10 protein-coding genes are annotated in these 10,513 nt (G+C 59.2%); 3 read left to right on the top strand and 7 right to left on the bottom strand.

The annotated features are described in order from the left end of the window. The first annotated feature begins 82 nt into the window (after positions 1–82). Positions 83–1,984, top strand: coding sequence for an ABC-F family ATP-binding cassette domain-containing protein (locus AC07VS_RS20630; RefSeq protein WP_494751831.1), 1,902 nt, complete (start codon positions 83–85; stop codon positions 1,982–1,984). Positions 1,985–2,050: 66 nt separating this feature from the next. On the opposite strand, the gene AC07VS_RS20625 is transcribed toward AC07VS_RS20630, so the two are convergent. The 7 genes from AC07VS_RS20625 to AC07VS_RS20595 all read right to left on the bottom strand — a co-directional run bounded on the left by AC07VS_RS20625 (position 2,051) and on the right by AC07VS_RS20595 (position 8,540). Beyond that, on the bottom strand, positions 2,051–3,166 hold the full coding sequence (locus tag AC07VS_RS20625) for a protein-glutamate methylesterase/protein-glutamine glutaminase (RefSeq protein ID WP_494657793.1): 1,116 nt from the start codon (positions 3,164–3,166) through the stop codon (positions 2,051–2,053). Between the two features lie 29 nt (positions 3,167–3,195). Beyond that, complete coding sequence (gene cheD / locus AC07VS_RS20620; protein ID WP_494751829.1) at positions 3,196–3,948, bottom strand: chemoreceptor glutamine deamidase CheD; 753 nt, start codon at positions 3,946–3,948, stop codon at positions 3,196–3,198. A 27-nt stretch (positions 3,949–3,975) separates the two neighbouring features. Then, positions 3,976–4,812, bottom strand: a complete 837-nt coding sequence (locus tag AC07VS_RS20615) for a CheR family methyltransferase (RefSeq protein ID WP_492349318.1) — start codon at positions 4,810–4,812, stop codon at positions 3,976–3,978. A gap of 142 nt (positions 4,813–4,954) precedes the next feature. Next, positions 4,955–5,440, bottom strand: a complete 486-nt coding sequence (locus AC07VS_RS20610; RefSeq protein WP_027476347.1) for a chemotaxis protein CheW — start codon at positions 5,438–5,440, stop codon at positions 4,955–4,957. Positions 5,441–5,467: 27 nt separating this feature from the next. Next, on the bottom strand, positions 5,468–7,636 hold the full coding sequence (locus AC07VS_RS20605; protein ID WP_494657792.1) for a chemotaxis protein CheW: 2,169 nt from the start codon (positions 7,634–7,636) through the stop codon (positions 5,468–5,470). Between the two features lie 39 nt (positions 7,637–7,675). After that, positions 7,676–8,038: a response regulator gene (locus AC07VS_RS20600; protein ID WP_027476349.1), complete on the bottom strand. Its 363-nt coding sequence runs from the start codon at positions 8,036–8,038 to the stop codon at positions 7,676–7,678. Positions 8,039–8,093: 55 nt separating this feature from the next. Continuing rightward, positions 8,094–8,540, bottom strand: a complete 447-nt coding sequence (locus tag AC07VS_RS20595) for a hypothetical protein (protein WP_492349169.1) — start codon at positions 8,538–8,540, stop codon at positions 8,094–8,096. Positions 8,541–8,744: 204 nt separating this feature from the next. Between AC07VS_RS20595 and AC07VS_RS20590 the strand changes: the two genes are divergently transcribed. Together AC07VS_RS20590 and AC07VS_RS20585 are read left to right on the top strand one after the other, a co-directional pair. Then, positions 8,745–9,872, top strand: coding sequence for a hybrid sensor histidine kinase/response regulator (locus AC07VS_RS20590; protein WP_492349170.1), 1,128 nt, complete (start codon positions 8,745–8,747; stop codon positions 9,870–9,872). Next, a complete protein-coding gene (locus AC07VS_RS20585) occupies positions 9,869–10,498 on the top strand; it encodes a response regulator (protein WP_492349171.1) in 630 nt (209 codons plus the stop codon). Before AC07VS_RS20590 ends, AC07VS_RS20585 begins: the two co-directional genes overlap by 4 nt. The last annotated feature ends 15 nt before the right edge of the window (positions 10,499–10,513 follow it).

Genomic DNA, 10,513 nt, shown 5'->3' with positions numbered 1-10,513 from the left:
GAAGCTTCTGCTGCGATCTTCGGCCGAACTAGCCCGCCGGGGAAGGGCACGCAACAGCAAGGGCGCCGATAATCTGTGCCCAATGGCACTCCTAACCTTACTTGACGCCCACTTGGCGTTTGGGCACGTCGCTTTGCTCGATGGCGCCACCTTTTCTCTTGAATCGACCGAGCGCGTTGGCTTGATCGGTCGCAACGGAGCTGGCAAATCTTCACTGCTGAAGATCCTTGGCGGGCTTGAAAAACCCGACGACGGCTTACTCCAAGTGCAGCAAGGGCTCCGAATCGCCTACGTGGCCCAAGAACCCCTTCTTGAACCCGATCACTCCGTATTCGAGGCTGCGAGCGTTGGACTGTCTACGGTCATCGCACTAAGAGACCAGTATTTGTCTGGCGCCGAGGGCGTTGATCTCGACGCACTGCAATCCCAGATCGAGGCCTATGACGCATGGAATTGGGAACAGCGCGTCGAGGAAACTTTAGATCGCTTGCATCTTGCCCCTGATGCGAAAGTTGGCACTCTTTCTGGGGGGACAAAGAAGCGGGTTGCCTTGGCACAGGCGCTCGTCGCCAAACCTGACGTACTTCTGCTGGATGAGCCCACCAACCACTTGGATCTGGATTCGATCGAGTGGCTGGAAGGGCTGCTGAAAGAGTTCAAAGGAAGCGTCGTCACGATCACACACGACCGGACGTTCCTCGACCAGGTCGCCACCCGCATCGTTGAGCTGGATCGAGGCCACCTGCGCTCCTATCCAGGCAACTTTGCTCAGTATCTCATCCAGAAGGAAGAACAACTGGCCCAGGAGGCTGTCATTGCGGCCAAGGCAGACAAGCTCCTGGCTCAAGAGGAGGTCTGGATTCGCAAAGGCGTTGAGGCCCGCCGGACTCGCAGCCAAAGCCGCATCGGACGCCTTGAAAAGCTGCGGGCCCAGCGAAGTGCGCGTCGCGAAGCCCTGGGGAGTGTGCGAATGGATGTGGCTTCTGGGCTGCCGTCTGGCAAGCTCGTTGCCGAACTGGCTCATGTCACCAAATCCTTCGGAGAGCGAACGGTCGTGCGTGATTTCACGGGGACGATTTTGCGTGGCGATAAAGTGGGGCTGATTGGGCCCAATGGTGCTGGCAAATCGACCTTGTTGAAAATGATTCTGGGCGAGCTACAGCCCGATACAGGAACAGTTCGGCAGGGTGCCAATCTTCAGGTGGCCTACTACGATCAAATGAGACAAGCGATTGACTTGGACGCGACCTTGGCCGACTTCATCAGCCCAGGCAGCGAGTGGATCGAAATCGGTCAGCAGCGCAAGCATGTCAAGAGCTACCTGGGCGATTTTCTGTTCTCTCCAGCCCGAGCCAACTCTCCGGTCCGCACGCTGTCTGGCGGCGAGCGCAACCGCTTGTTGCTGGCCCGACTGTTCGCCCGCCCCACCAATGTGTTGGTTCTGGACGAGCCGACCAACGACCTGGACATTGATACCCTGGAATTGCTGGAGGACCTGCTCCAGAACTTTGATGGCACCGTCTTCCTGGTCAGCCACGACCGGACTTTTCTGGACAACGTGGTCACCAGCACCATCGCCTGGGAAGGTGAAGGCCAATGGCGAGAATACGAAGGCAGTGTGCAAGACTGGCTGATCCAGTCCCAACGATCGCGGCAGATCTTGGCCAGTGCGGCCAAGGAGGCTGGCAAAACAGCCCCCGTGAAGAATGAACCTGCCGCCGCCGAAGCCTCGGTGAGCAGCGCTCCGGTTCAGCAGGTGGCCGCTCGGCGCAAACTCAGCTACAAAGAACAAAGGGAGTTGGATGCCCTGCCTGCATTGATCGAGCAGTTGGAAACAGAACAATCAGCCTTGCTCGCTGCATTGGCCGACGGGCAACTTTATGCCAACGATCCAGCCAAGGCCACGCAACTCACCCAGCGCAATGCGGAAATCGAAGAAGCCCTGATGAATGCCTTGGAACGCTGGGAGACATTGTCGAACTGAAACACCGACCACGCCCTTCGGCGTGACTGACCAACAGTTCACGCCGTCGTCATCGCCTAACCCAACTCAAATGCGGTGATGCAGCCGATCGGTGGTACCACCCAATCGGGCCAGCAATGCCCCAGCGATCTTGTCGAGTGACAAGACCTCATCTGCAGCGCCGTGTGCAATGGCCTCACGAGGCATGCCGAACACGATGCAGCTGGCTTCGTCCTGCACATAGTTGTAGCTACCGGCATCCTTCATTTCGCGCATGGCCTTGGCACCGTCGTTGCCCATTCCGGTCAACATGATGCCAAAGGCATTGCGCCCCACCACTGACGCAGCCGATTTGAACAAGACTTCAACCGAGGGCTTGTGCCGGTTCACCGGCTCCGTGTCTTCAACCACGGCGACGTAGTTGGCACCGCTGCGATCAATGCGGAACTGGCGTCCGCCCGGGGCGATGTAGGCGTGACCGGGCAGAATTCGTTCACCGTTCGAAGCCTCCTTGACGGTGATCTGGCAAAGGCCGTTGAGCCGTGCTGCAAAACTGGTGGTGAAGCCTGGCGGCATGTGCTGGGTGATCACGATCGCAGGAGAGTCCGCGGGCATGCGCACCAGGATCTCCTTGATGGCCTCGGTTCCCCCTGTGGAGGCCCCAATGAAAATGATCTTTTCAGTAGACAAGCGCCCGAGCAAAGTCGGGGCGGGACGGGCTGGTGTGGCACTTGCTGCGCCGCCAGACGGCGCCTGCACGGCACCAGCCACATGCAGGTCCTGATGCCCCCGATGAACATGCGCCACCGACGCCACACGGATTTTGTCAACGATCTGATTGGCCAATTCATTGATGCCGTTGGCCAGCCCGACACGGGGCTTGGCCACGAAATCCACGGCGCCCAACTCCAGTGCCCTCAAGGTCACCTCAGCGCCTTTTTCAGTCAGCGTCGAAATCATCACGACCGGCATGGGTCGCAAGCGCATCAGGCGCCCCAGGAAGTCGATCCCATCCATTCGAGGCATTTCAACATCCAGGGTGATCACGTCCGGATTCAACTCCCGGATCATCTCCCGAGCGATCAGCGGATCGTTGGCCGTCCCCACACATTCCATGTCGCGCTGCCGGTTGATGATCTCGGACAACAAGCTGCGAACCAGCGCCGAATCATCCACCACCACCACTCGGATTTTTTTTGACATCCCCATTTTTCTCTTCTATCCCATCGAAATCAGAACAGATCCACAGAACCACCGGCCGTGGTTTGCACCACCGTCGCCACGTTGCCGCGCTTTTCCTGCGCCATGGTTTCGGGATGGGCGTGGGCCAGCCTCTTGACCATGGCTTTGCCCGTGACCGGGAAGAAACAGACCTTGCGTGGGTAGATATCCAACACGTCCTCGGAAACCACCGGGATGCGCTCAGTCTGCAAGTAGTCACGCACGAACTTGGTGTTGCGCTCCCCCACATTCATGGTTGTGAAATTGGCCATCACAGCACCACCACCAAAGATCTTCGCCTGCATGGTCTCCCGTCGGGCACCTTGCTTCATCAATTCGTTGATCAGCAATTCCATCGCGTACGAACCATAGCGACCCGATGAATCCCCGCCTTCGCCTTCTGGCAGCATGAAGTGGTTCATCCCCCCGACCAGAGAGCGACTGTCCCAGATGCAGGCGGCAATGCACGACCCCAGCACCGTCATAATCACCAGGTTTTCATCGGCCACGAAGTACTCACCGGGCAACACCTTGACGGCGTTGTACTGGAAATGGTGATCGAAGTAGAAGAAACTGGCCTCCCCTGCTTTGCGGGATTTCAGCTTGAGCTCCTCCAATGTCGAGGTCCGCGCCCCATTGGCCCCCGCCGTGTTGTAGGCGTTGGGCGACACAGGTTGAATGCGTGGCGCCTGTCGCCGATCAACGCCGGCCGGCAAGGGCATGCCGCGAGGCGATGGGAACGGGTTGTTTGGCGTAAGTGTCATGGTCGACAAATCATGAATGGGTTGGCGTCACCGACGCTCATAGACCGTCTTGCCACGCAAGGTGAACAGGTCACGCGACTCACTGAAGTTCTCGGCATGCCCGACAAACAACATTCCACCGGGTTTGAGCACGCGATGAATTCGCTCCAACACCTTACGTTGGGTCGGTGCATCAAAGTAGATCATCACGTTGCGGCAAAAAACCACATCAAAAGGTTCCTTGAACGGCCAGTCATCGCGGATCAGATTGACGCTCAGAAACTCGATGGCTTTTCGCAGTTCAGGCTTCACCCGAATCAGGCCCGCGTTGGAATCCTTGCCGCGCATGAAAAAGCGCTGCAATCGCTCCTGTGTCAGGCCCTTGAGGTTGTCGAGCCGATAAACACCCTGGGCTGCCGACGCCAGCACCTTGGAGTCGATGTCACTGGCGGTCAGCTTGAACTGAGCGTTGTTGCCCAGCGTCTCAAAGGCCGTCATCACAATCGAGTAAGGTTCTTCCCCCGTCGACGCCGCGTTGCACCAAACCTTCCAAGGCGAACCAGTAGGCCGTGATTTAAGGTGGGCTGCAAAAATCTCGAAATGGTGTTGTTCACGGAAGAACGCCGTCAGATTGGTCGTCAAGGCATTGACGAACTCCTGCCATTCGGGACCATCATGCGTTTCCAACCAACTCAGGTAGTCACGAAAACTAGTGTGCCCGGTTTCGCGCAGGCGCCGCGAGAGACGGCTATAGACCATCGCATGCTTGCCATCGTGAAGGTTGATGCCAGCGCGCTGGTAGATCAGCGACTGCACCCGCGAGAAGTCCGCATCGGTCCAGACGAACTCTCGTCCTTGCATGACCGGGCCATTGGTGGCGGGCATGGCCGGCGCCTTGTCTTTGACAGAGGAACTTCCGGCATCAACTCGGTGCATGCTGGACATCATTGGGCATCCTTATCTGCGAGCACACCCCAAGCGGGAAGATGACTCGCCGAGGCAGTCTCAAACGGGAACAAAGAAAGGCTCAAATGGCCGCCACCAAACCCATGTCCACACCCGACATCAGCTTCTCGATGTCCAGCAGGATCAGCATCCGCTCACCCACCGAACCCAGACCCAGAATGCAACCGTTGTCGATCACGCTCTCAATGTCTGGTGCAGCCTTGATGTTGTCGGGCGACAACTCCATCACATCGCTCACCGAATCCACCACGATACCCACCACACGGGTGCGCAGGTTCAGGATGATCACCACCGTGAAGTTGTTGTACTCAGCGTTGGCACAGTTGAACTTCAGACGCATGTCCACAATGGGCACGATCGTGCCGCGGAGGTTCACAACACCCTTGATGAATTCAGGGGCATTGGCAATGCGTGTCGGGGGCTCATAGCCCCGGATTTCCTGCACCTTCAGGATGTCGATCCCGTACTCCTCCTGATCCAGGCGAAAGGTCAGGTACTCACGAGCACCGGCCGGGGCACCTTCAGAAGTTTTACCGATCACACTCATGATGTTCTCCTTCAAAGACTCACAGACTCAATGACGAGCGCGCCGCACCAGGCCCGCCGTATCCAGGATCAAGGCCACCTTGCCGTCGCCCAGGATGGTGGCACCCGACACGTTTGGAACCTTGCGGTAATTGGTTTCCAGGTTCTTCACCACCACCTGATGCTGGCCCAGCAGTTCATCCACCAACAGCGCCACACGGCTGCCCTCGGCCTCGACCACCACCATGATGCTGCTGCTCTTCTCGAAATCGAAGCGCGGCACCTGGAAAACCTTCTCCAACTCGATCACCGGCATGTACTCTTCACGCACCTTGACCAGCTGCGAGCCCTGCGCAACGGTGCTGACAGAGTCGTCATTCACCTGGAAGGACTCCACCACCGACGACAAGGGCAGGATGTAGACCTCGTCGCCGACCCCCACCGACATGCCATCCATGATGGCCAGCGTCAGCGGCAGACGCACCGACACCTTCATGCCGTAGCCTTCGGCCGAATCGATCTCCACCGTGCCATTCAGGGCCAGGATGTTCTTCTTCACCACATCCATGCCGACGCCGCGGCCAGACACATCGGTCACCACCTCAGCGGTCGAGAAGCCCGGGGCAAAAATCAGCTGCCAAACATCGGCATCACTCATCTGGTCGGAAACATCCAGGCCACGCTCACGCGCCTTGCCCAAAATTTTCTCGCGCGACAGGCCTCGTCCGTCATCGCGCACCTCGATCACGATCGAGCCACCCTGGTGTGCCGCAGACAATGTGATGGTGCCCTGAGCCGACTTGCCTTTGGCCAGACGCTCCTCGGGCAACTCGATGCCATGGTCGCAACTGTTGCGAACCAGGTGGGTCAGCGGATCAGTGATCTTTTCCACCAGTCCCTTGTCCAGCTCAGTGGCCTCGCCCTGGGTGATCAGGTCCACCTTCTTGCCCAGTTTGTTGGCCAGGTCACGCAACATCCGCGGGAAGCGGCTGAACACGATGGACATGGGGATCATGCGGATCGACATGACCGATTCCTGCAGGTCGCGGGTGTTTCGGTCAAGATCGGCCAAGCCGGCCAGCAACTGCTGGTTGAGAGCCGGGTCCAGGCTGCGGCTGTTTTGCGCCAACATCGCCTGAGTGATCACCAGTTCGCCCACCAGGTTGATCAGTTGATCCACCTTGTTCACCGCCACACGGATCGTCGCGGCCTCCAATTGAGCCTGCGTATGGGCTTTGGGCTCGGCAGCCTTGGCAGGCACAGATGACTTGACCACCTCGGTCTCGACCACCTTCGCCACCGGTGCTGCAGCCGCTTCCGGAACACCGGGCGCGCCGGCAAAGAAACCGAAGCCCGAAGCGGGTGCCGGCGAAGCCGATGCGGACGGCACCACGGCCGGGGGTTCTACCGGATCGAACAATCCAAAGCCAGGGATTTCCGGCGCAGGTGCCGCCGCAGGTGCTGCGGCCAAGTCACGGATCTTGACCTGATCCTTGGCCACATGGAAGACAAACAAATCCAGCAACTCGTCATCCGATGAAGCTGTTTCCACGGCAAAAACGCGCAGGTCCGCCTGCGAGCTCGGGCGTGCCTCGATGGTGCCCAAACCAGGGATATCGCGGAACAACTCCGGGATGGCGTCGGCCTGTTCCGGACGACCCAAGGGGCCGATCACGATCTCAAGCGAACGGATCCCACCCGCTGCTGCGGTCGCAGGGGCTGCAACAGGTGCCGGCGCCGCCACGGGTGCTGGCGCCGCTGCGGCCACCGGTGCGGGCGCGGGTGCCGCAGGTACACCACCCGAGGCCAGTTCACTGATACGCCGCACCAAGTCTTCGGTGGACGGAGGCGTTCCTTCTCCACCCGCCTGATGCACTGCCAACAGCCCGCGGGAGGCGTCAGCCGACTCCAGCAGAACGTCCACCATCTGGGGAATCGGCTTCAACTCACGCCGGCGCAACTTGTCCAGCAGAGATTCCATGTGATGGGTCAACTCGGCCACATCGGAGAAACCGAACGTCGCAGCCCCCCCCTTGATCGAATGGGCGCAACGGAAGATGCCGTTGAGCTCTTCGTCATCGGCACTGGCCAGATCCAACTCCAGAAGCATCTGCTCCATCAAGTCAAGATTCTCACCAGCTTCCTCAAAGAAAATTTGATAAAACTGACTAAGATCAAAGTCCGCACCAGAACTTCCACCGTCATGCACTTCAGCCATGCCTTGCTCCTGAAAACGTCAACTGAAGAAAGTGTCCGGTCATCGAATGACCTTCTGGATGACTTCGATCAAGCGATTGGGGTCAAATGGTTTGACCAACCAGCCGGTCGCGCCTGCACTGCGCCCCGCCTGTTTCATCTGGTCACTCGACTCGGTGGTCAGAATCAAGATAGGAATGGTCTTGAATTTGGGATGCTCACGCAACTTACGCGTCAGGCCGATGCCATCCAACCGGGGCATGTTCTGGTCGGCCAGAACCAGGTCGATGTGGTGGGTTTGAGCCTTTTCAAAAGCGTCTTGACCATCCACGGCCTCCACCACGTTGTACCCAGCACCCGTCAAGGTGAAGGACACCATCTTGCGCATGGACGGAGAGTCATCAACGGCGAGAATCGATTGCATTTAAGGCTCCAGCAACTATATTTATCAGCTTGGTTAGGGGGAACAGGCGCGGGCGTCAGAAAAGGTCGATCGACCCTGCGTCCATTTCGCTCTGAGTGACGGGATTTGGCCGCTCCGGCATCTGATCGGCATAAGGCGCAGCTTCTTCGCCCTCGTCATTGCCCATGGATTCGGAGGCCAGTCGGAATGCGCATCCTTGCAGGATCTTGGTGGTGTGCGTGATCAACTGGGTCGCCATGTCATGGAACTGCAGTTCCGTGACCGCACTTTTCAGTGCATCTCGCACCCGACCTATCGATTCCGAACTCGCCACATCCAACTCGGACAGACTCTGATTGGCCACACCAAAGCGATCCAACAGATTGTCAGCCGCATGGTTGAGCAAGCCTTCAAGGCGGTGTAGGTCATGCATCACCACCAACAATGAATCTTGTATCTCGGCCACCGCCATGACGGGGAGGTGAACAGCCGGTTCGTTGGAATTTTCTAGCGCTGGTTGCATTTTTTCTCCGTCGCCACGACACACTTTCTAGCGTTTGCAATTCACCGTTACTGCCAAAGCATTTTGCAATAGGCGCATGACCTGCGCCCGATCAAGACCACAAAAAAGCCAGGCGGCAGCCCTGATTTTGCGAAAAAGCTGCGCAAACTGCACCCCGGACATACACCCATGAAGATGATCATGCGTGCTCTATCATATTGAGCTATGCCTCACGAATCGACCGGCCCATCGCTGCGCATCCTTCATCTGGAAGACTCCCCAGTCGACCATGACCTGGCTCGACTGGCCCTGCAGCGCGCCGGCCTGCAGTTTTCCATTGAGCGCGTCGACACCCTGGAAGACTTTGACCGGGCCCTGGCCTCCCGCCCCGACATCGTTCTGGCTGACTACCAATTGCCTGGCTTCAACGCACTGGATGCCTGGCAGCATGTGCAAAAAGCAGGCCTGGCCAGTCAGATGCCGGTGATCCTGCTTTCAGGCGCCATCGGTGAGACAGCCGCCGTGCAAGCCATTCAACAAGGCATCAGCGACTACCTGCTCAAGGACAGCATCGGCAAGCTGGCGCACACCATCACCCGGGCACTTGAAATCCACCAGGCCCATCGCGAACGAGAACATGCGGCACGCGAATTGGCGGCCTCGCAGCAAAGGCTGGCCGAGTTGGCGGAACACTTGCAAAGCTCGATCGAACAAGAGCGCAGCGCGATCGCGCGCGAGATCCACGACGACATCGGCGGCGCCCTCACCGCCGTGAAGTTCGACTTGGCCTGGCTGAGCCGACACAGCACCAGCGAACCCATGGACGCCCATATCCGAGCGGCCTCGGACATGCTCCAGCACGCCCTGGGCGCCAGCCAGCGCATCATGCTGAACCTGCGCCCACCCATCCTGGATCAAGGTTTGGTGCCTGCCCTGCAATGGCTGGCAGACAGTTTCTCCCGCCGCACCGGCATTCCGGCACGCCTGCAGGCACGCCTTGAGGGAGGCACCAGCAGCCGGGCATCGCGCGACGTCCAGTTGGTGGCCTACCGAACCGCCCAGGAATCCCTGACCAACATCACGAAATACGCTCAATGCAGCCGGGTCGACATCGATATTGCCGAAGACCGGGCTGCCTTGACCCTGGAAGTCTCGGACAATGGCCGGGGCATTCAGGGCGACGAACTCGAAAAGCCCAAGTCGTTCGGCCTCAAAGGTTTGCAGGAGCGCGCCAGAATGGCCGGTGGCTGGCTGGACATCAGCAGCCAGCCCGGGCGTGGCACCGCGATCACGCTCACGGTGCCCATGGACGATGCGCCCGACCAGCCCCCCAACGAAGAGGACAACCCATGATCCGCGTGATGCTTTGCGACGACCATGCCATGCTGCGCCGCGGCATCCGCGACACACTGGCAGAGGCCGTGGACATCCAGGTCACGGCCGAGGCCGGAAGCTACCCTGAATTGCGCGAAGCCCTGCGCAACTCCCCTTGCGACGTGCTGCTGCTGGACCTGAACATGCCGGGCCGAGGGGGCCTGGAGGTGCTCGCCAGCCTGAAGGAAACCCACCCTGAGATCAAGGTGCTGATTGTCTCGATGTACCCGGAGGATCAGTACGCGCTGCGATGCCTCAAGGCCGGGGCCCAGGGCTACCTGAACAAGGCGGGCGACCCTGAAGACCTGATCAAGGCGGTGCGCACCGTGATGGAGGGTCGCAAGCACCTCACGCCCGAAGTGGCCCAGTTGCTGGCCGACAGCCTGTCGCGCCCCGCCCATGAGGCGCCCCACGCCACCTTGTCCGAGCGCGAGCTGCAAACCCTGTTGAAGATTGCCTCGGGCAAGCGCCTGTCTGACATTGCCGAAGAGCTGATGCTCAGCCCCAAGACCGTCAGCGTGTACAGAACCCGGGTGCTGGAAAAGCTGAGCCTCAGCAACAATGCGGAACTGACGGTCTACGCGATACGCAACAACCTGGTCTGACCCACCCCGCAGGCT

The sequence above is a fragment of the Curvibacter sp. GW821-FHT01G03 genome (assembly GCF_059422285.1).
The sequence above is the reverse complement of the archived record's forward strand: the minus strand, read 5'-3'. Positions and strand labels throughout refer to the sequence as shown.